22 protein-coding genes are annotated in these 21,979 nt (G+C 69.3%); 9 read left to right on the top strand and 13 right to left on the bottom strand.

The window, feature by feature from the left end; translation table 11 throughout:
* Window positions 1-28: 28 nt before the first annotated feature.
* The 8 genes from AACL56_RS23490 to AACL56_RS23455 are packed head-to-tail and all read right to left on the bottom strand — an operon-like array spanning window position 29 to window position 7,613.
* Window positions 29-1,405 carry an amidase gene (locus tag AACL56_RS23490; protein WP_339092201.1) on the bottom strand — a complete coding sequence of 459 codons (1,377 nt, stop codon included), beginning with the start codon at window positions 1,403-1,405 and terminating at the stop codon, window positions 29-31.
* Between the two features lie 22 nt (window positions 1,406-1,427).
* Window positions 1,428-2,180 carry an SDR family NAD(P)-dependent oxidoreductase gene (locus AACL56_RS23485; RefSeq protein WP_339092200.1) on the bottom strand — a complete coding sequence of 251 codons (753 nt, stop codon included), beginning with the start codon at window positions 2,178-2,180 and terminating at the stop codon, window positions 1,428-1,430.
* A gap of 14 nt (window positions 2,181-2,194) precedes the next feature.
* A complete protein-coding gene (locus tag AACL56_RS23480) occupies window positions 2,195-2,956 on the bottom strand; it encodes an SDR family NAD(P)-dependent oxidoreductase (protein WP_339092199.1) in 762 nt (253 codons plus the stop codon).
* Window positions 2,953-3,786, bottom strand: coding sequence for a polysaccharide deacetylase family protein (locus AACL56_RS23475; protein WP_339092198.1), 834 nt, complete (start codon window positions 3,784-3,786; stop codon window positions 2,953-2,955). The genes AACL56_RS23480 and AACL56_RS23475 overlap by 4 nt, the downstream gene beginning before the upstream one ends.
* A 40-nt stretch (window positions 3,787-3,826) precedes the next feature.
* On the bottom strand, window positions 3,827-4,618 hold the full coding sequence (locus tag AACL56_RS23470) for an ABC transporter permease (RefSeq protein WP_339092197.1): 792 nt from the start codon (window positions 4,616-4,618) through the stop codon (window positions 3,827-3,829).
* The gene (locus tag AACL56_RS23465; protein WP_339092196.1) at window positions 4,615-5,451 is read right to left on the bottom strand and encodes an ABC transporter permease; all 837 of its coding nucleotides are present in this window, start codon (window positions 5,449-5,451) and stop codon (window positions 4,615-4,617) included. Before AACL56_RS23465 ends, AACL56_RS23470 begins: the two co-directional genes overlap by 4 nt.
* Before the next feature lie 11 nt (window positions 5,452-5,462).
* Window positions 5,463-6,551 (bottom strand): ABC transporter ATP-binding protein, encoded by a 1,089-nt coding sequence (locus AACL56_RS23460; RefSeq protein WP_339092195.1) that lies wholly within the window; start codon window positions 6,549-6,551, stop codon window positions 5,463-5,465.
* Between the two features lie 27 nt (window positions 6,552-6,578).
* Entirely contained in the window at window positions 6,579-7,613 is a 1,035-nt protein-coding gene (locus AACL56_RS23455; protein ID WP_339092194.1) for an ABC transporter substrate-binding protein, read from the bottom strand.
* A 160-nt stretch (window positions 7,614-7,773) separates the two neighbouring features.
* On the opposite strand from AACL56_RS23455, the gene AACL56_RS23450 reads away from it, so the two are divergent.
* The 4 genes from AACL56_RS23450 (at window position 7,774) to AACL56_RS23435 (ending at window position 12,730) form a co-directional block, all read left to right on the top strand.
* Complete coding sequence (locus AACL56_RS23450) at window positions 7,774-8,400, top strand: MarR family winged helix-turn-helix transcriptional regulator (RefSeq protein ID WP_339092193.1); 627 nt, start codon at window positions 7,774-7,776, stop codon at window positions 8,398-8,400.
* Window positions 8,401-8,595: 195 nt separating this feature from the next.
* Window positions 8,596-9,123 carry a sigma-70 family RNA polymerase sigma factor gene (locus tag AACL56_RS23445; RefSeq protein ID WP_339092191.1) on the top strand — a complete coding sequence of 176 codons (528 nt, stop codon included), beginning with the start codon at window positions 8,596-8,598 and terminating at the stop codon, window positions 9,121-9,123.
* Between the two features lie 2 nt (window positions 9,124-9,125).
* Entirely contained in the window at window positions 9,126-10,133 is a 1,008-nt protein-coding gene (locus AACL56_RS23440) for a FecR domain-containing protein (RefSeq protein ID WP_339092190.1), read from the top strand.
* Between the two features lie 122 nt (window positions 10,134-10,255).
* Window positions 10,256-12,730 (top strand): TonB-dependent siderophore receptor, encoded by a 2,475-nt coding sequence (locus tag AACL56_RS23435; protein WP_339092189.1) that lies wholly within the window; start codon window positions 10,256-10,258, stop codon window positions 12,728-12,730.
* On the opposite strand, the gene AACL56_RS23430 is transcribed toward AACL56_RS23435, so the two are convergent.
* Window positions 12,676-13,380 (bottom strand): hypothetical protein, encoded by a 705-nt coding sequence (locus tag AACL56_RS23430; RefSeq protein WP_339092188.1) that lies wholly within the window; start codon window positions 13,378-13,380, stop codon window positions 12,676-12,678. The genes AACL56_RS23435 and AACL56_RS23430 overlap by 55 nt on opposite strands.
* A 45-nt stretch (window positions 13,381-13,425) precedes the next feature.
* On the opposite strand from AACL56_RS23430, the gene AACL56_RS23425 reads away from it, so the two are divergent.
* The 4 genes from AACL56_RS23425 to AACL56_RS23410 are packed head-to-tail and all read left to right on the top strand — an operon-like array spanning window position 13,426 to window position 16,400.
* Window positions 13,426-13,722 (top strand): hypothetical protein, encoded by a 297-nt coding sequence (locus AACL56_RS23425; protein ID WP_339092187.1) that lies wholly within the window; start codon window positions 13,426-13,428, stop codon window positions 13,720-13,722.
* 2 nt (window positions 13,723-13,724) lie between these two features.
* A complete protein-coding gene (locus AACL56_RS23420) occupies window positions 13,725-15,347 on the top strand; it encodes a PepSY-associated TM helix domain-containing protein (protein ID WP_339092186.1) in 1,623 nt (540 codons plus the stop codon).
* Window positions 15,344-15,706 (top strand): DUF3325 domain-containing protein, encoded by a 363-nt coding sequence (locus AACL56_RS23415; protein WP_339092185.1) that lies wholly within the window; start codon window positions 15,344-15,346, stop codon window positions 15,704-15,706. Before AACL56_RS23420 ends, AACL56_RS23415 begins: the two co-directional genes overlap by 4 nt.
* 52 nt (window positions 15,707-15,758) lie before the next feature.
* Entirely contained in the window at window positions 15,759-16,400 is a 642-nt protein-coding gene (locus AACL56_RS23410; protein WP_339092184.1) for a hypothetical protein, read from the top strand.
* A 21-nt stretch (window positions 16,401-16,421) separates the two neighbouring features.
* Here AACL56_RS23410 and AACL56_RS23405 read toward each other — a convergent pair whose 3' ends face one another.
* The 4 genes from AACL56_RS23405 to yccS all read right to left on the bottom strand — a co-directional run bounded on the left by AACL56_RS23405 (window position 16,422) and on the right by yccS (window position 20,606).
* The gene (locus AACL56_RS23405) at window positions 16,422-16,958 is read right to left on the bottom strand and encodes an Rrf2 family transcriptional regulator (protein WP_339092183.1); all 537 of its coding nucleotides are present in this window, start codon (window positions 16,956-16,958) and stop codon (window positions 16,422-16,424) included.
* Between the two features lie 21 nt (window positions 16,959-16,979).
* Window positions 16,980-17,678: a Bax inhibitor-1/YccA family protein gene (locus tag AACL56_RS23400; RefSeq protein WP_339092182.1), complete on the bottom strand. Its 699-nt coding sequence runs from the start codon at window positions 17,676-17,678 to the stop codon at window positions 16,980-16,982.
* 190 nt (window positions 17,679-17,868) lie between these two features.
* Window positions 17,869-18,273, bottom strand: a complete 405-nt coding sequence (locus tag AACL56_RS23395) for a hypothetical protein (RefSeq protein WP_339092181.1) — start codon at window positions 18,271-18,273, stop codon at window positions 17,869-17,871.
* 104 nt (window positions 18,274-18,377) lie between these two features.
* Entirely contained in the window at window positions 18,378-20,606 is a 2,229-nt protein-coding gene (gene yccS, locus AACL56_RS23390; RefSeq protein WP_339092180.1) for a YccS family putative transporter, read from the bottom strand.
* A 141-nt stretch (window positions 20,607-20,747) separates the two neighbouring features.
* Here yccS and AACL56_RS23385 point away from each other — a divergent pair, with 141 nt between their 5' ends.
* Complete coding sequence (locus tag AACL56_RS23385; protein WP_339092179.1) at window positions 20,748-21,965, top strand: acyl-CoA dehydrogenase family protein; 1,218 nt, start codon at window positions 20,748-20,750, stop codon at window positions 21,963-21,965.
* The last annotated feature ends 14 nt before the right edge of the window (window positions 21,966-21,979 follow it).

Here is a 21,979-nt window from a genome sequence, read left to right as displayed (position 1 = left end):
ACCTCTGGATGAAGGGGAAAGGAAGGGATCAGCCGAGCGCGCGCTCGACCAGTGACGCGATGCCCAGCAGGCGGTCGTCGTCGTACCAACGCCCTGCCAGCTGCAGCCCGATGGGCAGGCCGTTCGCGCTCCTGCCGCAAGGCATCGAGAGCGCGGGGTGGCCGGTGAGGTTCATCGGATAGGTGTACGGATACCAGGCGCCGCGGATCGTGCCTGCGTGCCTGCCGCCGATCTCGATCTCGCCGCTCACGTCCATGTCGATGGGCAGCGGCGGCGCCGAGACGGTGGGCGACACCAGCACGTCGAAGCGCTCGAACAGCGCCTGCAGCTCGGCGAAGCAGCGCGTCTTGGCGAAGGTGGCCTCGTGCAAGTCCACCGCGCTGTGGGCCCGGCCCTTGCGCACCGCGTCGATCAGCGACGGGTCGAGCCGATCGCCGAAGCGCTCGAGGTTGGCGCCCACGCGGGCGGCCAGCATCGACTGCAGCACCACGAGGAAGTGACGTTCGAGCGAGACGAAGTCGAGCTGCACCGTCTCCACGACGGCGCCCTCGCGTTCCATCGCGCGCACGGCGGCGGTGGTCACAGTCTCGACTTCGGGGTCGACCGGGTTGCCGGCCGAGGGCAGCCAAGCCACGCGCAGGCCGCGCAGCGAAGCGGGCGCCGCGCGCTGCGGCAAGGCGGTGCCCAGGCCGTACGGGTCGCGCGCGTCGAAGCCCTTGATGGCGTCGAACAGCAGCTGCGTGTCGCCCACGTCGCGCGCCATCGGCCCGGTGAAGGAGTTGGCCGAGTAGAGGTCGGGCGCCTGCAGGTTGGGCACCACGCCCAGCGTGGCTTTGAGCCCGACGATGCCGCAGCACGACGCCGGGATGCGGATGGAGCCGCCGCCGTCGGTGCCGAGCGCGAGCGAACCCAGGCCCGCCGCCACCGCCACGGCCGCGCCGCTGCTTGACGCGCCGGGCGTGTAGCGCGCATCGATCGGGTTCAGCGTGCGCCCGAAGATCGGCGCGGTCGCGACCTGCTTGTGGCCGAACTCGGGGGTGGTCGTCTTGCCGATGAGGATGGCGCCCGCTGCCTTGGCGCGTGCCACGGCCACCGCGTCGTCCTTCGGCACGAAGTGCTCGTAGATGGCCGAGCCCATGGTGGTGCGCACGCCGGCCGTCAGCGTGAGGTCCTTCACCGAGTACGGCACGCCGTGCAGCGGGCCGAGCGCCTCGCCGGCCATCACGGCGGCCTCGGCGTGGCGCGCGGCTTCCAGCGCCTGTTCGCCCGTGACCGTGATGAAGGCATTGAGTTCGCGCCGCGCCTCGATGCGCGCGAGCGCCGCGCGCACCGCTTCCACCGGCGAGGCTTCCTTGTTGCGGATCAGCGCGGCGAGCGCGCGCGCGCTGTGGTCCATCAGGTCCATGGTCGTGTCCTTGGGAGAAGGGTCAGAGCATCCAGCGGCCGCCATCGATCAGCAGCGTCTGGCCGGTGATGAAGCGCGCCTCGTCGCTGGCGAGAAAGCGCACGGTGGCGGCCACGTCTTCCGGCGTGCCGATGAAGCCGGCGGGGGTGTCGGCGACGATCTTCCGGAGCACCTCGGGGTGCAGCCTGTCGTGCGCGCGCGTGCGGATGGCGCCGGGGCATACCGCATTCACCGTGACGCCGTGCGGTGCGAGTTCGCGTGCGAGCGAACGCGTGAAGCCGACCACGCCCATCTTGGCGGCGGCGTAGTCTGCCAGCCCTACATCGCCGGCGAAGGCCGCGTCGGTGCTCATGTTGACGATGCGACCGAAGCCGCGCGCCTTCATGCCGGGTGCGATGCGGCGCGACGCGCGCATGGCGGTCAGCAGCGAGACCTCGATCACGAAGCGCCACACGGCCTCGTCGGATTCGGTGAAGAGGCTGCCGCGTTCGCGCGCGCTCTGGCCCACGTTGTTGAACAGGATGTCGACGGCGCCCATGTCCTTCTCGACACAGTCGAAGAAGGATGCGACCACAGTGGCATCGGTGCAGTCGCCGGCGATGCACAGGCAGCGTGCCGCCGCGTCCGGGTTGCCTGCGAGCTGCTGGAAGAGCGGCGTGCAGTCGAGGTCGAGCACGGCCACACGCGCGCCCTGTTCGAGGAAGTCGAGCGCGGTGGCGGCGCCGATGCCCTGGCCGCCGCCGGTGACGACGGCGATGCGTTGCTCGAAGCCCATGGCCTGTGCGTCCCTCAGTGGAAGGTGCGCCCGCCGTCGACGGCGAGCGCGGTGCCGGTGATGTAGCTGGCGCCGGGGCCGCTCAGGTAGAGCACGGCCTCGGCCACCTCCTCGGGTGCGGCGACGCGGCCGAGCGCGTAGCGCTGGCGGATCTCGTCGAGCGTGCGCTCCGGGTCGTCGCTGTGCTCGTAGCTGGTGCGGAACAGCGGCGTGTCGATCGCGCCGGGGCAGACCGCGTTGACGCGGATGTTGTCGGCCGCCGCCTCGATCGACAGCGCCTTGCCGAACATGATCACCGCGGCCTTGGTGGCGCAGTACGCGGTGCGGTGGGGCAGGGGGCGCAGGCCCGCGCCCGACGCGATGTTGACGATGCTGCCGCCGCCGGCCGAGCGCAGGTGCGGCATCGCGGCGCGGCACGTCAGCATCGGGCCGGTGAGGTTGACGGCGAGCGTGTGCGCCCATTCGTCGTCGCCGGTCTCCTCGAGCGGCTTGAGCGAATCGACGCCCGCCGAATTGACCAGCGCGTCGAGGCCGCCGAGCCACTCGGCGGCGTGGTTCACCGCCGCCTTCACCGACGGGGCGTCGGTGACGTCGCACACCAGCGGCAGCGCAGCGTCGCCGAGCACGCCCGCGCCGTACTGAAGGCGCTTCGCGTCGCGGTCGAGCAGCACCACGCGCGCGCCGCGCTCCACCGCCATGCGCGCCACCGCGAAGCCGATGCCGCTGGCGCCGCCGCTCACGATGAAGCGAAGGGGGGCGGAAGATACGGGCGTCATGCCGCCGCGGCCATGGTGGCCGCCTTCAGGCGCGGGCGCATGTCGTCGGAGATGCGGTCGCAGCGGTCGATCCACACCCCGGAGTGCGCCAGCGCATGTTCGATGAGGCCCTCGAGCACCTTGAGCCGCGAGGGCTGCCCGATGATCTGCGGGTGCATGCCGACCATCATCATGCGGTCTTCGGCACGCAGCATGTCGAACTCGCTGGTCCATGCCTCGAGCACGGCCGAAGGCGCCTGCAGCGTGCGGCCGGGCAGGGTGATCGAGTACTGGAAGAAGGGTGCGTCGTCGAGCACCCAGCGGAACGGCAGCTCGACGATGTCGGTGCGCTCGCCGCCGATCTCGAGCAGGTACGGCGAGTCGTCGTCGAAGAAGTTCGAGGAGTAGTCGAAGCCGTATTCCTTGAGCAGGTCGAGCGTGATGCTGCTGAACTCCGCCGCCGGCGAACGCCAGCCGCGCGGGCGGGTGCCGGCCAGGCGCGTGAGGCTTTCCATGCCGCGCGCCATTTCGTCGCGCTCCTCGGCGGGGCTGAGGTTCACGATCCAGCGGTGGCTGTAGCTGTGGTGCGCCACCTCGTGGCCCTTGTCGACCACCTCGCGGACCAGGTCGGGGTGCTTGTCGGCCACCTCGCCGGGAATGAAGAAGGTGGCGCTGATGCCATAGCGCGCCAGCAGCGCGAGGATGCGCGGCATGCCCACCTTCCAGCCGTAGGCGCCCTGCGACATGAGGATGGGACGCTGCGCGTTGGCGGGGTCGCGCCCGGTCCACATGGTCTCCGCGTCGAGATCGAAGGTCAGCATGAGCGGAAAGCCTTTGCTCGTGGTCGGCATCGGGGAACTCCTTGGCGAATGGGGTGGGAAAGAGGAGGGCTCAGACGTGCTTGTGGAAGCCCGTCCATCGCTCGGCCAGCAGCAGCACGACGCCGGTGGTCACGATCAGCAGGGTGGAGACCGCGGCCACGCTCGGGTCCACGCCCTGCTCGACCGAGGTGAAGATCTTCACGGGCAGCGTGGTCTGGCTGGCCGACAGCAGGAACACCGACACCGGCACGTTGTCCAGCGAGGTGATGAAGGCGAAGAGGCCGCCTGCCACGAGGCCGGGCTTCACCAGCGGCAGCGTGACCAGGCGGAAGCTGGTGAAGCCGTCGGCGCCCAGCACGCGCGCCGCGTCCTCCAGCGATTCGTCCACCGCCGACAGGCTGCCCAGGCTCGCGCGCACCACGTAGGGCACGGTGATGACCACGTGCGCAAGCCACAGGCCCAGCGAGTTGCCGCGCAGCCCGGTCATGGTGTAGTACTGCAGCAGCGCCACGCCGAGCACCACCGAAGGCAGGATCAGCGGCGCCATGAAGAGCGAGGTGAGCGCGCCCGCGGCGGGCACCATGCGGCGATGGATCGCGTAGGCCGCGACCAGGCCCAGCACCAGCGCGGCGGCGGTCGATGCGGCGGCGAGCCACAGGCTGGTCCAAGCGGCGCCGAGGTACTCGGGATCGCGCAGCACCACCTCGAACCAGTGGAGGGTCAGGCCCTTCGGCGGGATCGTGAGGTAGGCCGTCTTGCTGAAGGCCGCCAGCACCACCACCAGCACCGGGATCTGAAGGAACACCACCACCGCGATGGCGGTGGCCGCGAGCAGCGGCGTCTTCCTGCCTTCGGTGCTCATGCGTGGCCTCCCCAGCGTCTGAGCACGCGGCTCGAAAGGCCGATGACCAGCAGCGTGAGCGCGGTGAGCGCGAAGGACATGGCCGCACCCGCGGGCCAGTCGAGCGTCTGCAGGAAGTCGTCGTAGATCAGCGTGGCCATCACCTTGTAGGTGGGCCCGCCCAGCATGCGCGGCGTGACCAGCGCGCTGATGGTCAGCACGAACACCAGGATGGAGCCCGACAGGATGCCCGGCGCGCTCATCGGCAGCGTGATCGACCAGAACACGCGCAGCCGGCTCGCGGCCAGCGTGTATGCGGCGGCCTGCACGTCCTTCGAGATCGCCTGGATGGCCGGCACCAGCATCAGGACCATGAACGGCAGGAAGATGTGCGACATGCCCACCAGCAGGCCGAACAGGTTGAACATCATCTTGATGGGCCGCTCGATCAGTCCGACGTCCATCAGAAGGTTGTTCACCAGGCCGCGGTTGGCGAGCAGCGCGATCCACCCGAAGGAACGCACCACCAGGTTCAGCAGCATCGGGAAGATGACCAGCATGGTGAGCGCCAGCCGCATCTTCGGCCCCGCGTTGGCGATGTAGTACGCCAGCGGGTAGCCCATCAGCAGGCAGATGGCGGTCACGCCGAAGCCCAGCACCAGCGTGCGAACCACGACCTCGCGGTAGTACTCGTCGGTGAAGATGCTGGTGTAGTTGGCCAGCGTCCAGCCGGCCGAGATGCCGGTGCCCGGCTCGTACGGATGCAGGCTCAGCGGCACCATCAGCAGCACCGGTGCCACGAAGGCCAGCAGCAGGAGCAGCAGCAGCGGGGACGCCAGCAGCGCGCCTGTCATCCGGCGCGGCGTCATGCAGCCGCCCGGTGTGCTGCCGGCGTCACGTAGACATGCTGCGGCTCGACCGCCACGCGCACCGGTGCGTCGACCTCCAGGCCCGCGTGCGGGCCGTTGGTGAGGGCTTCGGCAATCAGTTCGGTGCCGCCGAAAGCCAGGAGGTATTGCACGCGCGAACCCACGAAGGAGCGCATGGCGACCCGGCCCGCGAGCGTGGCGGCGTGGGGCGTCGACGCGTCGGCGAAGCGGATGTCTTCCTGGCGCACCACCACGTCGACCGCCGCGCCCTGCGCCATGCCTTCGGCGCCGCTGGCCGTCAGTACCGGGCCGTTGTCCAGGTGAACCGCCGCCGCGCCTTCGGGCGAGCGCACCACACGGCCCGCAAGCCGGTTAGGCCTGCCGATGAAGCTCGCGACGAAGCCGGTGGCGGGGCGGTGGTAGATGGCCTCGGGCGTGTCGAATTGCTGCACCACGCCGTGCGCGAGCACGCACACGCGGTCGGACATCGACATCGCCTCGCCCTGGTCGTGCGTGACGAACAGCGTGGTGATGCCGACCTCGCGCTGAAGGCGCTTGAGCTCGATCTGCATCTCGTCACGCAGCGATGCGTCCAGGTTGGAAAGAGGTTCGTCGAACAGCAGGATGCTGGGACGCGGCGCGATCGAGCGCGCCACCGCCACGCGCTGCTGCTGGCCGCCCGAGAGCTGCCGCGGCATGCGTTCGCCGAGCGCCGACAGCCGCACGCTGGCCAGCGCCTGGTCGACGCGCTGCTTCAGGTCGGTGCCCTGCACGCCCTGGCGGCGCAGCCCGAAGGCGACGTTCTCGAACACGTTCATGTGCGGAAACAGCGCGTACGACTGGAATACCAGGCCGATGTTGCGCCTGTTGGTGGGCAGCGCCGTGACGTCGCGGCCGTCGACCAGGATGCGCCCGCTCGTGGGCTCGATCAGGCCGGCCACCATGCGCAGCACCGTGGTCTTGCCGCAGCCCGAGGGGCCGAGAAGCGAGATGAACTCGCCGTCGCGCACCGACAGCGAGACCGACGATGCGGCCGTGTGGCCGGGGTAGCGTTTCTCGAGGCGGTCGAGCGTGAGTGCCGGCATGTCGGTCTGTCCTGTCGGCGGTGCGGGTCAGCGGGCCACTTCGCGCTGCCAGCGCCTGGTCCAGTCGGGCAGCGCCTTCGCGACGGCCTCGGGCTCCGGCAGCCAGAGGTTGTCGAAGGTCTCCTTGTAGGGAACGATCTTCGCGGCCTTGTCGCTGAGCTTGACCTGCGTGTTGACCGGGCCCGCGTACTTGCGCTCGGCGAAGCAGGTCTGGCCTTCCTTGGACAGTACCTCGTCGATGTACTTGAGCGCGAGCGCCGGCGACTTCGCGCCCTTCGGGATCACCAGCGCCGGCAGGATGCCGACCGCGCCTTCCTTCGGATAGACGATGGCCAGCGGCAGGCCCTTGTCGATGGCGGAGCCCGCGCGGTCGGGATACCAGACGGCGGCGGCGATCTCCTGCCGCTCGAACAGCGAGACGATCTGGTCGGCCTGCGTGTAGAGCGTGACGGACGACTTGGCGATCGGCTTGATGGCCGCGAAGCCCGCGTCCATGTTGGCGAGCGTGCCGCCCTTCATGCGATTGAGCGCCATCAGGAACTGCGAGCCCGAGGTGCCGCTGATGTCGCCGATGGCGAGCTTGCCGTCGTACTCGGGCCTGGCGAGATCGGCCCATGAGGTGGGCGGCGTCTTGACCTGCCTGGTGTCGTACACGATGACGGTGGCGCCGGTCATGAACACCACGTACTGGCCGTCCTTGTCGAGCGCGCGGGGCGATATCTCCGACGCGTTCGCGAGCTTGGCCTTGTCGATGGTCTCGAGCAGTTTCTCGTTCTTGAGCTGCGCGGCGAGCGAGTTGTCGATGTAGACCACGTCGAAGTCCGACTTGCCGCCGGTCGCGCGGATCGACGCAGCGAACTGCGAGGAACTGCCGAGCTTGAGCGCCACCTTGGCACCGGTCTTCTTCTCGAACGACGCGATGTGGCAGGTCTTGGAGTCGTCGGCGAACGATCCGCCGAAGATGCCGACCACCAGCTCCTCGGCCTGCGCGGCGCCTGCCAGCAGCATGGCCAACGCGGCAATGGAGCCGGAAACGAGACTGCGCGGGAACATGGTTTTCATGACGAACTCCTGTGTGGCGAAGGGCCGGGTGGCTGCGTTGCAATTCACTTTATCTTTCGAAAAAGATAAATGCAAGGCATTTAAGATAGGGACCAACCCGCGCCGCCGCGCTGCACCACAATGGCGGCACTAAGGCATCCCCTTTGATGGAAAGCACGTCATGCCGCACAGGAAAGAAGCATCGAATCGACGTCCGCCCCAAGGCGATGCGCCCGAACCCGTCGCGCCGGCGGACGGCGCGCCCACCGCATGCGGTGCCGACCTGGTCGAACGCGGCATCCAGCAATGGAAGTGCGAGCGGTCCGACATCGACAGCAGCGGCAAGGCCGTGGTCGGGCGCCTGTTGCGGCTCGAGGAAGTGGTGCTGCGCACGCTGAACCAGGTGCTGGAGCCCTTCGGCATGAAGTACCAGGAGTACGCCGTGCTCGCCACCCTGCGCGTGGCAGGCGCGCCCTACCGGCTTTCGCCTTCGCGTCTCCAGAGCACGCTGCTCTTCACTTCGGGTGGCCTGTCGAACCTGTTGAAGCGGCTCGAGAAGGGGGGCTGGATCAAGCGGTCGATCGACCCGAACGACGGCCGCGGCGTGCTGGTGAAGCTCACCGCCAAGGGCGTCCGCCTGGCCGACGAAGCAATGCCGAGGCACGCGGCCGCCGAACTGCATCTGCTTCGCATGTTCGACGCGTCGCAGCGCGATGTGCTCGCCGGCCTGCTGAGCCAGATGATGACCGCCAACGCGCCCGAAACCGGTCCCGAGCCCGGCGACGCGCTGCGCAAGCCGCGCGACTGACTGCCGCTGTCGACGCACGGGCTGCCACGCTGGAAGCTCTGCGCTCACCGCCCGCGCAGACGACGCCATGCTGATGCGCGCTCGCGATGGGCGCGGCAGCGACCGGTTCCCGGCCTGCGCGGCGGTCCGGTGCAGCAGTTGTAAAATGAGAACAATTCTTATTAAGGCGGCTGCAGCCGTCGCGCAATGCCCGCCATGGCCGCCGAATCCGTTCTTCACCATCCGCATGTCCAGGCCCTCTACAGCGACCATCACGGCTGGCTGCAGGGCTGGCTGCGCAAGAAGCTCGGCAATGCCTTCGACGCGGCCGACCTCGCGCAGGACACCTTCGTGCGCATCCTGGCCGCGCCCGACGACATGCCAGAAAAGCAGGGCGACTGGCAATTGCGCGAGCCGCGCGCATACCTCACGGTCGTCGCGAGGCGGCTGCTGGCCAACCTCTACCGCCGGCGCTCGCTCGAGCAGGCATACCTCGACGCGCTGAGCACGGTGCCCGAGCCGCATGCGCCATCGCCCGAGCAGCAGTCCATCATTCTCGAGACGCTGCAGGAGATCGACGCCATGCTCGACGGGTTGGCCGCCCCGGTGCGCCAGGCCTTCCTGATGGCACAGCTCGAAGGGCTCGGGTACGCCGAGATCGCATCCAGGCTGTCGGTCAGTGAGCGCACCGTCAAGCGCTACATGGCTGACGCAATGGCGCGCTGCATCCTGCTGGTTGCCTGAGCTTGAGCGCGCAGCAGCAGCCATCCGCCGGCGTGGACGAGCGTGTCGCCACGCAGGCCGCGCAGTGGTTCTTCCTGATCCAGTCGGGCGAGGCCACGCCGGCCGAGCGCAAACGCTGGACGCGCTGGCGCGAGTCCGATCCTTCGCACGAGGCCGCGTGGCAGCGCGCCGAACTGGTGAGCCGCAAGTTCGGCATGCTGCCGGGCGGCCTCGCGATGCCGGTGCTGGGCCGCGCCGTTCGTGCCGATCGCCGCGCCGCCGTCAAGGCGCTCGCCGTGCTGTTGACCGCCGCGCCCGCGGCTTGGCTCGCCTGGCGTGCGTCGCCCGCGCGCGAATGGCTGGCCGATCACCGCACCGCGACCGGCGAGCGCCGCGAGGTGCGGCTGCCGGACGGCACGCGCATCCAGCTCAACACGGCGACGGCCATCGACGTGGCCTACGGTTCCACGCAGCGCCTGGTGCGCCTGCGTGCGGGCGAGATCCTCATCGACACCGCGCCCGACAGCGTGGCTTCCGCCGACCCGGCCTACCGGCCTTTCATCGTCGAGACCGGTCAGGGGCTGCTGCGCGCGCTGGGCACGCGCTTCGTGGTGCGGCAGCATGAAGACCGGCGCAGCCACGTCGCGGTGCTCGAAGGCGCGGTGGAGGTTCGCCCCGGCGGCGGCGGCGGCGGCGCGCAAGGCCAGGCCGTGGTGTTGCGTGCGGGCGAGCAGGCCGGCTTCTCGGCGTCGTCGGTCGGCGAGGTCTCGGCCGTGGGTCCCGAAGCCGACGACTGGTCGCGCGGCGTGCTGCGCGCGAAGAACATGCGGCTGCACGACTTCCTGGCCGAACTGGGTCGCTACCGGCCCGGCGTGCTGCGTTGCGACCCGGCGGTGGCCGACCTGCGCGTGTCGGGCGTGTTCCAGCTTGCCGATACCGGCCCGGTGCTCGACAGCCTGCCGAAGGCCCTGCCGGTCGACGTGCTCTTGCGCACCCGCTACTGGGTGACCGTCGTGCCGCCCGGCGGTTGAGGTCTTCGGCCGGGCCGGCGATGGCTGCCGAAAAATTCCTGCCGTGTCGTGTCCCTTTCCGTTTTCTCGCGTGTGAAGCCTTGAGGAACAGCAACTTCACACCCTTTTCGAGAGAACACTCCATGGCACGTCGCCAACCGCTTCCCTTCGACTCCCAGATCGCGCGCGCAGTGCATGGCGCACTCCTGGCCATGGCCTGCGCCGCCGGTGCGGCGCAGGCCCAGGCGCCTGCCGCCGACACAACGGCTGCGCAGATCGGTGCGCGCAAGGCCTACAGCATCGCGCCGGGCCCGCTGGACGAGACGCTGTCGAGCTTCGCCGCCGCCGCGGGTGTGAGCATCACGATGCCGCCGGCGCTGGTGCAGGGCCGCCGGTCGCCGGGGCTGCAGGGCAGCCACGCGGTGCGCGACGGCTTCGCTCGCCTGCTGGCCGGCTCGGGGCTCGAGGCGGCCGGTGGCGCGGGCGGCGCCTATGCATTGCGTCCGTCCACGGTCGGCGGCGAGAGCGTTGCCGACAGCACCGTGCTCGCGCCCGTCACGGTGATGGCCGATGCCGAGCGCAGCGCCACCACCGAAGGCTCGCGCTCGTACACCGCACAGGCGGTCACCCTCGGCAAGGGCGAGCAGGCGTTGAAGGACATTCCGCAATCCGTCAGCGTGCTCACGCGCCAGCGCCTCGACGACCAGGGCCTGGTCGACCTGCGCGACGCGGCCAACATCGTCACAGGCCTGGTGGGTGTGAAGGGCGTGGGGCCCGGCACTGTGCTGTCGTCGCGCGGCTTCCAGATCGACGCCTGGCAGTACGACGGCGTGCCGGTGCCGCGCAACTGGTATTCGCTCGGCAACTGGGCCACCGAGAACCTGGTGATCTACGACCGGCTCGAAGTGCTGCGCGGCGCCGCGGGCTTGCTGCAAGGGTCGGGCAGCCCCGGCGGCGCGGTCAACCTGGTGCGCAAGCGCGGCCAGGCGGAGAAGACGCTCACGCTGACCGGCAAGGCCGGCTCATGGGACCACTACGGGGTGCAGCTCGATGCAGGCGGTCCGCTCAACGCCGAAGGCACGCTGCGCGGCCGCGTGGTGATCGACGAAGACCGCAGCCATTCGTTCACCGACTTCGTGTGGGGCAGGACGCGCACGCTGTACGGCGCGATCGACTACGACATCTCGCCCGACACGACAGTCGGCTTCGGCGTGAGCCGCGTGGAAGGGCGCGGACGGCCCATGCTGCGCGGCTTCCCGCGCTTTCCGGACGGCACCGACATCGGCCTGCCGCGCTCGGTGTACACGGGTGCATGGTGGAACCGCCACGAGAGCGACCAGACCACGGTGTATGCCGACCTGGAGCACCGCTTCAACGAAAGCTGGAAGCTCAAGGCCTCGGTGCTGGGCATGAACGAGAAGAACACCTCGCAGCACCAGCGCATGCACGGCGACGTGCAGCCCGACGGCAGCGGCCTGAGCTTCGCCGACTGGGACAACCTGTTCGATTCGAAGAAGGCGGGGCTCGACGTGTACCTGAACGGGCGCTTCGAGGCGCTGTCGATGACGCACGACGTGACCGTGGGCGCCAACTACTCGAAGTACACCTCGACCGACCGCTTCGGTCGCCGCTTCACCGGCGGCGGGAACATCTTCGCGATCGACCACTACCGTCCGGCGCAGAGCTACGAGACCATCCTTGCGGCCGGGGGCACCAGCAGCCACACCGCCTACGACATCAGCCAGTCGGGCCTGTACGGCAGCTGGCGCGCCAGGCTCGCGGAGCCGCTGACGGCCATCGTCGGCGCGCGCGCGAGCTGGTACGACTACCTCTACGCGGACCGCACGAACGACACCCGCAGCACCGTGACCACCAACGGCAAGATCACGCCCTATGTCGGCCTGGTGTTCGCGCTGAACAAGCAGTGGTCGGCCTATGGCAGCGTGACCGAGGTGTTCGAGCCGCAGACCGAGATGGCGTTGAACAACGAGCCGCTCAAGCCGATCACCGGGCGCAACTTCGAACTCGGGCTGAAGGGCGAGCTGATGGACGGCCGCCTGAACGCGTCCATGGCCGTGTTCCGCTACGACCACAAGAACCGCGCCGTGACCGACTACGACAACGGTTATGCCTGCGCCGACTGGTACTGCTACAAGTCGTCGGGCAAGGTGCGCAGCGAAGGCTTCGAGGCCGAGCTCACGGGCGAGGTCGCTCCGCGCCTGCAGCTTACGGCCGGCTATACCTACAACACCACCCGGTTCCTCGACGACCCCGACAACAAGGGCCAGGTCTTCAGCCAGTGGACGCCGAAGCACATGCTGCGCGTGTGGACCAGCTATCAGCTGCCGGGCAGCTGGAGCCGGCTCAGCGTGGGCGGCGGCTTCACGGTGCAGAGCCATACGCTGGGCTACGACCGTTCGTTCAAGGTGCCGGGCTTCACGGTGTGGGGTGCGCGCCTGGCCTGGCAGGCGACACCGGAAGTGAGCCTGGCGGTGAACATCAACAACATCTTCGACAAGCGCTACTACATCCCTGCGTTCAACGAGACCAACGGCAACAACAACTACGGCGATCCGCGCAACGTGATGTTCACGCTGAAGTACACGCCGAAGCTCTGAGCGAGGCAGGGCAGGAAGGGGGCGGAAGGTGGACTGCAAAGGGCGAGGCGTTCCCCGCCGCGTGCCTGCCGCTCACAGACACACTCGAGCCGTCGTGGGCGGCCCCCAGGTTGGCTGGCGTTCGGCCCGTCTCGCGGCCGGCGACCGCACGCGCGCCGCCACGAGGTGTTCACGCCCTGCGTGGGACTGGTGTGCCACCTGAGCGACAGTCGGGCGAACTGGCCGAGCGCTGGCAGCTGAACGCGGGCATCGCGCGCAAGCCGGGCCGCGAAGGCAACGGCGACCGCATCCATCCCGCCATGCCGACCGCCCAGGCCATGCTGTTCGCCACTTCGGTTGCCGGACCGTTGGCAGCGGAACGCGTGTACTGCCCGTGCGCCATCGGCGGCGTCGACCTTTTGCTGAACCCTAGGCTCGCGCGCCGTGGTGAGGCTGACGGCGCGCTGCGCGTTCACGCCCAGACTGTCGCTGCAGCTGAACATCGAAAACCTGTTGAGCAAGATGTACGACAGATGCATCGACCGGCAAGCCCTCTTCGGCACGCCGCGCAACGCGGCGGCGACGTTGAACTGCAAGTCCTGACAAAAAATTGGCGCGGCGGGCACTTTTTGCGCGCCGGCCGTGACCCTTTTTTCGTTCTCGTCGGTCATTGAGGGGGAGAGGGCGCGTTTTCGCGCCCTGTTTTCCTTTCCCCGATGAACCTCCGTTCCTTCGCTTCGCTTGCAGCTTTGCTGCTCCTGAGCCGCGTCGCGGCCGCCGTGATTGGCGGCTATGCGCTGGCAGCCGCCTTTGCCGTCTTCCTGGCCGCGGTGCTGCCGGCGGGCCGCGCCGAGGCCGTGATCGGCGGCATGCAGCTCAGCTTCGTGGTCTACCTCGCCGCGGTGACATGGGCGTTCTCTCCGGTGCCGCTGCTGCGGGCGTGGATCGGCCTGCTGCTGCCGGCAGCAGCGCTCGCCGCGCTGGGCTGGGCCCTGCGCGGGGCGGGGGCCTGAGCATGGCCACAGCGGAAAGGAAAGGCACCGCGCAAGGCGGCTTTCGCCAGGCGCAGGCATGGCTGCACACCTGGTGCGGACTGTGGTTCTCGTGGCTCCTGTTCGCGGTCTTTCTCACCGGCACGCTGGCGGTGTTCGACGACCCGATCACCCACTGGATGACGCCGGAGCACCACGCCGAGGAGGCCGCCGCCGAAGCCGCGGCAAAGGCCGCGCCCGGCGCCACCCGCGCACAGCGCCTGGCCTGGGGCATGGCCTACATGGCCGAGCACCACCCCGGCGCGCAGATGTGGGAGCTGTGGCCGTCCGACGCGAACGGCGGCGGGGAACTCAAGGTGTACTGGTTCGACGCGGACAACCGGTACGCCGAGGCCTCGCTCGACCCGGCGACCGGCCGGCCCCTGTCCAAGCCCGACGGCCATGCCGCGCGCGCCACGCTGGGCGGCCATCACTTCGTGGACTTCCACTACGAGCTGCACGCCGGCACCATCGGCCTGTGGATCGTGGGCATCGCCGCGATGGCGATGCTCGTGGCGCTGGTCTCGGGCGTGATCACGCACAAGCGCATCTTCAAGGACTTCTTCACCTTCCGTCCGAAGAAGGGCCAGCGCAGCTGGCTCGACGCGCACAACGCGGTGGCGGTGCTGACGCTGCCTTTCCAGTTCATGATCGCCTACACCGGCATCGTGATCTCGGGCACCACCTTCATGCCGGCCGGCAAGATCCTCCACTTCGGCACGGGTCCGGCGGCGCAGGCGCAGTTCGTTTCCGAGCTCGGCGAAGGCGGCAAGCCGCCGCGCACTGGCCGTCCGATGGAGGTGCCGGCACTCGAGCCGTTCGCTGCGCGCGGCGAGGCACTCATCGGGCAGGCGGTGCGCGCCGTCGTCATCGACCACCCGGGCGACGCGGGCGCGCGCATCGGCGTGTACGGCTGGAACAGCGGCGACGAATCGATGCGCCGTCTCAGCCCGACCACCGGCATGGCGATGTTCTCCGCCGCTACCGGCAAGGTGCAGCGCGTGCGCCTGCCGGGCGAGGCGGACGGCGGCGCGGCCATGCTCGCGCAGTCGGCCATGGGCGGGCTGCACATGGTCACGTACGGCGGCTGGGGCATGAAGTGGCTGTACTTCCTGTGCGGGCTCGCCGGCACCGCCATGATGGGTTCGGGCGCGGTGCTGTTCATCGTCAAGCGCCGGCACAAGCACCTGGGCGAATTCGGCGGTGCCACCGCGCGGGTCTACCGGCTGGTGGAGGCGCTCAACGTCGCGGCCATCGCGGGGCTCGCCGTGGCCTGCGTGGGCTACCTGTGGGCCAACCGGCTGCTGCCGGTGGGCATCGAGCAGCGGGCAGCGCGCGAGCTGCAGGTGTTCTTCGCGCTGTGGGGAATGGCGCTGCTGCACGCCTTCCTTCGCCAGCCTGCGCGGGCATGGCGCGAGCAGTTCGGCGCGCTGGCCGCGCTGTGCCTGCTGCTGCCCGTGCTCAACCTGCTGACCACCGGCGACCACCTGCCGGCGCAGCTGCTGCGCGGCGACTGGGAAAGCGCGGGCGTCGAGCTGGGCGCCGTGGCATTCGGGCTCGCGGCAATCGGCGCACTGCGCCATCTGCAAAGGAGGACCGCCAGATGACGACCTCACACGCCGCCATGCTCGGCCTCGCTCTGGCCTACGCCGGCATGGCTGCCTTGAGCTTTGCCATGGACCGGCACCACGAACAGCTCACCCGCCGGCGCGAGGTGCCCGTGCGCCTGCGCGTATCGCTGCGGATGGGCGGCACGGTGTTGCTGGCTGCCGCCGCCGTTCCTTGCGTGTCCGCGTGGGGCGCCACGGTGGGCACGGTCGCGTGGCTGGGCCTGCTGTCGGCCGGCGCGTTGCCTGTCGCGCTGCTGTTACCTTACCGCCCACGCGGCGTGGCATGGCTTGCCGCCTTCGCGGCCGTTGCGAGCTGTATCGGGCTTGCCCTGGCATTTGCCGGATCGCTGCGCTGAGCGGTGTCCCTCTTCACTCTTTGTCTTCAACGACTCTCATCGGTCTTCGCACATGCCTTCTTCGCTCCGCCTTCGTTCGCTGTCCTTCGCCGCCGCCTGCCTTGCCGCCGCCGGTGGCGCCCAGGCCGACTATCTCTGGCTGTCGCGCGACAGCGCCCATGCGGGTTCGGCTGTCGTGCGCGTGGGCGAGCTCGACAAGACGGCGTTGCCGCTGGCGAGCGTGGTTGCGCCGCGCGCCTTCCTGGCCGAGGGCAAGGACCTGCCGCTGACCGCCGAGTCCGATCGCGCAGTGGTTGCAGCGGCGGCCGGCGCCGACCTGCGCGCCACGGCCAGCCGCCCCGGCATCGAAGGCGACAAGGCCACGCTGACCCGGTTCCAGGCGCGCTTCGGCCGCAGTGAAACCAAGGCCGTGAACGACCTCGAACTGGTGCCCACCGAACCCGATGGAAACACCTTCAAGCTGGTCTGGAAGGGCAATGCGGTGCCCGCCACGCAGGTCAACGTCGAAACCTCGGAAGGCTGGCGTCGCATGCTCAAGCCCGCGAAGGACGGCACCGTGTCGCTTGCGACGCCGTTCCCGGGACTCTATGTGCTGGAGGTGACGGCCCGCGTGAACGGCGCCGTCACCATCGATGGCAAGAAATACGACGAAGTGCGCCACACCGCGACGCTGAGCTTCGAAGTGCCGCGCTGAGCGCGGCATCGGGGCAAGCGATCAGCTCGCGCCCTGCTGGCGCCGCCCCAGCGCAAACACCGAGTTCGGCGCGTCGACGATGAAGGGCTTGCGTGCAGGCGCGCCAGGGGCGGCACGCCGCGGCTCGTGGCGCGTGGCGGCCTGCACGCCCTTCGCCTTCTGTTCGTCGACCAGGCTCTGCAGCGAGATCGACTTCAGGAACTCGACCGCGCGCAGGTTGACGGTGGCCCACAGGTCGTCGATCTGGCAGCGGCCGGTGTCGCCCGGCTCGCCGGCGTCGCGGCGGCGCGCGTCGGTGTCGTGCTCTTCGATCGACAGCACGATGTCGGCCACCGAGATGTCGGCGGCCTTGCGGCTGAGCGAATAGCCGCCGCCCGGGCCGCGGGTCGATTCGACCAGGTCGGCGCGGCGCAGCTTGCCGAACAGCAGTTCGAGATAGGACAGCGACACGCGCTGGCGCAGGCTGATCGAAGCCAGCGTGACGGGGCCCGAGCGGCCGTGCAGGGCGATGTCAATCATCGCGGTGACCGCAAAGCGGCCTTTGGTGGTGAGGCGCATGGAAATATTCCTTTGTGGGGATTACTCGTCGCGGCCGCCGGCGATGCCCAGCAGGGCCAGCAGCGACTGGAACACGTTGTAGATGCTGAGGTAGACACCCAGCGTGGCGGAGATGTAGTTGGTTTCGAGGCCGTCCTTCACGCGCTTGAGGTCGTGCAGGATGAAGGCCGAGAAGATGCCGATGGCGGCAACCGACAGCGTCATCATCAGCGCGCTCGACTGGATGAAGAAGTTGGCGATGCCCGCCACGAGCAGCAGGATGGCGCCGATGAAGAGCCACTTGCCCATGGCGGACAGGTCGCGCTTGATCACCGACGACAGGGTGGCCATGCCGAGGAAGATCGCGCCGGTGCCGGCGAACGCCGTCATGATCAGGTTGGCGCCGTTGGCCAGGCCGAGCACGGAGCCGACCAGGCGCGACAGCATCAGGCCCATGAAGAAGGTGAAGGCCAGCAGCACGGGAACGCCGGCGGCCGACTCCTTGGTCTTCTCGATGGCGTACATGAAGCCGAAGGCGCCGCCGAGGAAGACCATGAGGCCGATGCCGGGCGACATGGCGCGCGAGAAGCCGGTCGCCACGCCGATCCAGGCGCCCAGCACGGTGGGCACCATCGACAGCGCGAGCAGCCAGTAGGTGTTGCGCAGCACGCGGTTGCGCTCTTCGACCGACGCGAGCGGCGCCTCGAAGCTGGGGTGATAAGCGGTAGGGCTGTTGTTCATTTGATGTTTCCTTGAGGGGTTGCCGGTGCCGCACGGGACGGGTCGACGCGTTCTGAACGCGATGGGTGCCCGAAGCGGCCCGGGAAAAAAGAGGTGTCGTCGTGCCGATGCGGGTGCGGCCGGATGGCCGGGGCCCGGATCGGAAGGTCGGGGGCCGTGGCGGCCCCCGCTCGCGCAGGCGCGGGTGCGCCTACGCGAGGAGCGCGGCGCGGGGCGGGCGCTTGGGCCGCTCGAGGAACGGCGAGACGGTGGTGGTCAGGCCGAGTTTCGGCGGCTGTTCTGTGAATCGCAGCAGCGCGGGGGCGCCGTTGCGAGCGTCGACCAGCTCGGCGTGTTCGGAGCCGGCTTCGTCAACGGAGAGGGAATCGTCGGAGGCGGAATCGGAGGCCGGCGCGCCGGCCTCGTGACGGTCGACCGCGGCATCTGCCGGCGAGACGCTGGCTGCCAGCATTTCGGCGGCCTGCACGGTCTGCGTGACCTGGGCGTCTTCGCGATGGTTCACGTGGCCGCCAGCGAGCATGTTGTGCGCAAGCACGGCAAAGCCGTAGCAGGACAACATGATGGCGAGGACGGTAGCGGTAAACCAGCGGGACATGTAGGGTTAATTTTAGCCGGAGCGCGACGGTCCGTCCGTGCGCGCGCCAACAACCTTTTTTCCGACCGACCGGATCGGGCCCGAAGGCGTTCCGGAAGCCCCGCTCAGGCCGGCGCGGTCGGGGTGTCGCCGGCGGCGGGTTGCAGCCACTCGCGTGCGTGGGAGCGCAACGCATCGATCTGCAGCCATATCAGACCGAGTTCGGTATGAAAAGTTCGCGCCTGCGGGTCACCGTCGGCGCCGGCTCCGGCAATCGCCTGCACGAGCGCGGCGCGCGCGGCGGTTTCGGCGTCTAGGTCGCCGGGATCGCTCACGGTGCCCTTTTCCAGCCCTGCGGCCAGCGCCTCCAGTGCCGCGATGGCATCCTCGGCCGCCGTGCGCAGCACCGCCATCTGGGCCGAATCGGGCAGCGCGGCGCGATGGGCGCCCAGCGCCGAGAGGTAGCTCAGCAGCGTGTGCGAGCGGATCAGGAAGCGCAGCGCCACGCCTGCGCGGGGCCGCACGTAGCCCGGTTCGCGAAACATGTCCGACACCGCCGTGGACAGCGCAGCGTCGGCGTTGTGGTCGTTGCGCCGCGCCAGCCGGTACTCGAGGTGGTCGCGCGCACCCGTGCGGTATTGGCCGACGATCTGCCGCAGGTACCCGGCGTGGCCGCGCATGGCGGTGGCGGCCAGTTCGTTGATGCGCCGCGCCTGCCAGTGCGGCAGCACCAGCAGCACCGCCAGCCCGGCGATCGCGCTGCCGATGGCGGTGTCGACCAGCCGCGGCACCAGCAGCACGCCGCTGTCACCGACCTGGTTGAAGCACATCAGCACCAGCAGCGTCATCGATGCGGTGGCGAGCAGGTAGCGCGTGGTGCGCGTGGCGAAGAACAGCACGCCCGCCACCACGGCGATCACGGATTGCACCAGCGGCTGCGGAAAGAGCTGCAGCAGGGCCCAGCCCGCCACCACCCCGAGCGCGGTGCCGGCGATGCGCTGCCCCATGCGCGCGATGGTGTCGCCATAGGTCTGCTGGCACACGAACAGCGTGGTCAGCAGGATCCAGTAGCCCTGTGCCGGATGGATCGCCTGCATGACCCCGTAGCCCGCCACCAGCGCGATCGACAGCCGCAATGCGTGCCGGAACAGCGGCGAGCGCACCGCGAGCTGGCGCCGAACGCGCTCCACCGCGTCGCGCCAGGAGCGGGGCGAACGGTCGAACAGGCCCATTTCCGTGCGGCCCGCGCGGGCCGACGGCTCGCTGGCGCCCACCAGCTGCCCGTCGAGCAGCGCCAGGTTGCGCGCCAAAGCCTCGACCGAGGCGAGCAGCAGCATCCGCTCGGGCGTGGCCGCCCGCGTGCGTTCGTGAGCTATCGCGCTGCGCAGGTCGGCCAGCGCCTGCACGGTCTCCGTGCCCGTGTCGAAGGGCTCGCGCCGCGCGATCGAGTCGGCCAGCCGCTGGCAGGCCAGCCCCTGCAGGCCCAGCAGGCGCTGGCAGCGGTACAGCAGATCGCTGTGGAAAAAGGCGTCGGCCAGCGCGTTGTAGTCGTCGTGCGAGGAGCTCGCGCGCTCGTGCACGTCCTGCGCGATCAGGTAGAGCCCGCGGTAGCGCGAGATGCGCCCCGTGGGCGCCCGCGCGCCGATGCGCCGGAAGATGCTCTCCTTCGCTGCGTTCAGTTCCGTCACCACCTCGGCGTTGAGCTGCGCCAGCGCGAGCCGCTTGCGTTCGATGTCGATGCCGCGCAGCGGCTCGAACAGCGACGCCTTGTAGCGCACGAAGTTGCCCAGCACCGTGAAGAGCACCACCAGCCGCGCCTGCACCGGCTGCGCGGGAAAGATCGCGCACCACAGCACCGAGAACACGCCATACCAGGCCGCACCGGCCACCAGCAGCAGCGGCTCGCGGCCGCGCGCCGCCGCAACGGCGCCGGCGTGCGAGTTCATGTTCTCGATGCCGAGCGTGGTGTACATCGCGAGGATCAGCGTCGCGTACGCAATGGCCTTGTAGCGCGCCTCGATCGCGCCCAGCATCGTGAGCGAGAAGGCCGCCAGGGCGAGCCCGGCGATGAACACGACCGGCAGGCCGAATGCCGCTTCCACGGCGATCGCGATGGCCGCGAAGCAGGCCAGCGTGACCAGCTGCGCGCGCAGCCGCCCGCGCCAGCTGTCGTCGGTCTCGGCGAGCGCACTGGCGATGGCGCCGAGAAACAGGGGAATCACCGCGTCGGCATGGCCGGTGGCGCCGCACAGCGCCATCAGGCTGCCCAGCGTCAGAAGGATGCGCACGGGCTGCGCGCGGGAGGCGAAGGACCGCAGCCGCTGGCGCAGCGCGTCGGAAGACAGGGGAAGCATGGGTCGATCTTGCACGATGCGTGCCACGGCCGGTGGGGGCACTGCCTGCCGGGCCGCTGTCGCGCGAACGACCGTCGCGGAGCGCGTCGCGACTTATCTTCGACAGCACATTGGCAAGCACACAGGAAGAAGGACGAGACGATGCATTTCGAATTCACACCCCGGGTGACCGCGCTGCGCGACGAGCTGCTCAAGTTCATGGACGAACACGTCTACCCGAACGAAAAGCGCCGTGAGGAAGAGCTGGCCGCCAATGCGCGCGCCGGCCGCCCCTACGCCGAGCTGCCGATGATGGCCGGCCTGAAGGCCAAGGCGCGCGAGCGCGGGCTGTGGAACCTGTTCCTGCCCGAGGCGGAGCACGGCCCCGGCCTCACCAACGTCGAATACGCACCGCTGTGCGAGATCATGGGCCGGCGCTACTGGTGCGCCGAGATCTTCAATTGCTCCGCGCCCGACACCGGCAACATGGAAGTGCTGGCGCGCTACGGTACCAAGGCGCAGCAGGAGCGCTGGCTCACGCCGCTGCTGGCCGGCGAGATCCGCTCCTCGTTCGCCATGACCGAGCCCGAGGTCGCCTCGAGCGACGCCACCAACATCCGCTGCAGCATCCGCCGCGAGGGCGACGAGTACGTCATCAACGGGCGCAAGTGGTACATCACCGGCGCGATGCACGAGCGCTGCGAGATCTTCGTGCTGATGGGCAAGACCGACCCGGACAACGCCGACCGCCACAGGCAGCAGTCGATGATCCTCGTGCCGAAGAACACGCCCGGCGTGACCATCGTGCGCGACATGCAGCTGCTGGGCATGTACGACCCGCCGTTCGGCCACCCCGAGATCGTGTTCGACAACGTGCGCGTGCCGGTCGAAAACATCCTCCTGGGCGAAGGCCGCGGCTTCGAGATCGCGCAGGGCCGCCTCGGCCCGGGGCGCATCCACCATTGCATGCGCGCCATCGGCATGGCCGAGTCGGCGCTGGAAATGATGTGCCAGCGCCTGGTGTCGCGCACCGCGTTCCACAAGCCGCTGTCGGAGCAGGGTGTGTGGCGCGAGCGCATTGCCGAGTCGCGCATGCTCATCGAGCAGTCGCGCTGGATGGTGCTCAATGCGGCCTACCGCATGGACACCGTGGGCAACAAGGTCGCCGCGAAGGAGATCGCGATGATCAAGGTGCTCACGCCCAACAACTGTGTGAAGGTGATCGACTGGGCGATGCAGGCGTTCGGCGCCATGGGCCTGAGCCAGGACACGCTGCTGACGCACTTCTACGCCTACGAGCGCCACCTGCGGGTGGCCGACGGCCCGGACGAAGTGCACCGCAACGCGATCGCGAAGCAGGAACTCGCTGCCTACCAGTAGAGGACAAGAGGAGA

The sequence above is a fragment of the Variovorax paradoxus genome, from assembly GCF_902712855.1.
Taxonomy (GTDB): domain Bacteria; phylum Pseudomonadota; class Gammaproteobacteria; order Burkholderiales; family Burkholderiaceae_C; genus Variovorax; species Variovorax paradoxus_Q.
This window is presented reverse-complemented; position numbering and strand designations above follow the sequence as displayed.

Coding starts and splice junctions, on each gene's coding strand:
- AACL56_RS23490 (WP_339092201.1), bottom strand. CDS start 1,405: ATGGACCTGATGGACCACAGCGCGCGCGCGCTCGCCGCGCTGATCCGC.
- AACL56_RS23485 (WP_339092200.1), bottom strand. CDS start 2,180: ATGGGCTTCGAGCAACGCATCGCCGTCGTCACCGGCGGCGGCCAGGGC.
- AACL56_RS23480 (WP_339092199.1), bottom strand. CDS start 2,956: ATGACGCCCGTATCTTCCGCCCCCCTTCGCTTCATCGTGAGCGGCGGC.
- AACL56_RS23475 (WP_339092198.1), bottom strand. CDS start 3,786: ATGCCGACCACGAGCAAAGGCTTTCCGCTCATGCTGACCTTCGATCTC.
- AACL56_RS23470 (WP_339092197.1), bottom strand. CDS start 4,618: ATGAGCACCGAAGGCAGGAAGACGCCGCTGCTCGCGGCCACCGCCATC.
- AACL56_RS23465 (WP_339092196.1), bottom strand. CDS start 5,451: ATGACAGGCGCGCTGCTGGCGTCCCCGCTGCTGCTGCTCCTGCTGCTG.
- AACL56_RS23460 (WP_339092195.1), bottom strand. CDS start 6,551: ATGCCGGCACTCACGCTCGACCGCCTCGAGAAACGCTACCCCGGCCAC.
- AACL56_RS23455 (WP_339092194.1), bottom strand. CDS start 7,613: ATGAAAACCATGTTCCCGCGCAGTCTCGTTTCCGGCTCCATTGCCGCG.
- AACL56_RS23450 (WP_339092193.1), top strand. CDS start 7,774: ATGCCGCACAGGAAAGAAGCATCGAATCGACGTCCGCCCCAAGGCGAT.
- AACL56_RS23445 (WP_339092191.1), top strand. CDS start 8,596: ATGGCCGCCGAATCCGTTCTTCACCATCCGCATGTCCAGGCCCTCTAC.
- AACL56_RS23435 (WP_339092189.1), top strand. CDS start 10,256: ATGGCACGTCGCCAACCGCTTCCCTTCGACTCCCAGATCGCGCGCGCA.
- AACL56_RS23430 (WP_339092188.1), bottom strand. CDS start 13,380: ATGACCGACGAGAACGAAAAAAGGGTCACGGCCGGCGCGCAAAAAGTG.
- AACL56_RS23425 (WP_339092187.1), top strand. CDS start 13,426: ATGAACCTCCGTTCCTTCGCTTCGCTTGCAGCTTTGCTGCTCCTGAGC.
- AACL56_RS23420 (WP_339092186.1), top strand. CDS start 13,725: ATGGCCACAGCGGAAAGGAAAGGCACCGCGCAAGGCGGCTTTCGCCAG.
- AACL56_RS23415 (WP_339092185.1), top strand. CDS start 15,344: ATGACGACCTCACACGCCGCCATGCTCGGCCTCGCTCTGGCCTACGCC.
- AACL56_RS23410 (WP_339092184.1), top strand. CDS start 15,759: ATGCCTTCTTCGCTCCGCCTTCGTTCGCTGTCCTTCGCCGCCGCCTGC.
- AACL56_RS23405 (WP_339092183.1), bottom strand. CDS start 16,958: ATGCGCCTCACCACCAAAGGCCGCTTTGCGGTCACCGCGATGATTGAC.
- AACL56_RS23400 (WP_339092182.1), bottom strand. CDS start 17,678: ATGAACAACAGCCCTACCGCTTATCACCCCAGCTTCGAGGCGCCGCTC.
- AACL56_RS23395 (WP_339092181.1), bottom strand. CDS start 18,273: ATGTCCCGCTGGTTTACCGCTACCGTCCTCGCCATCATGTTGTCCTGC.
- yccS (WP_339092180.1), bottom strand. CDS start 20,606: ATGCTTCCCCTGTCTTCCGACGCGCTGCGCCAGCGGCTGCGGTCCTTC.
- AACL56_RS23385 (WP_339092179.1), top strand. CDS start 20,748: ATGCATTTCGAATTCACACCCCGGGTGACCGCGCTGCGCGACGAGCTG.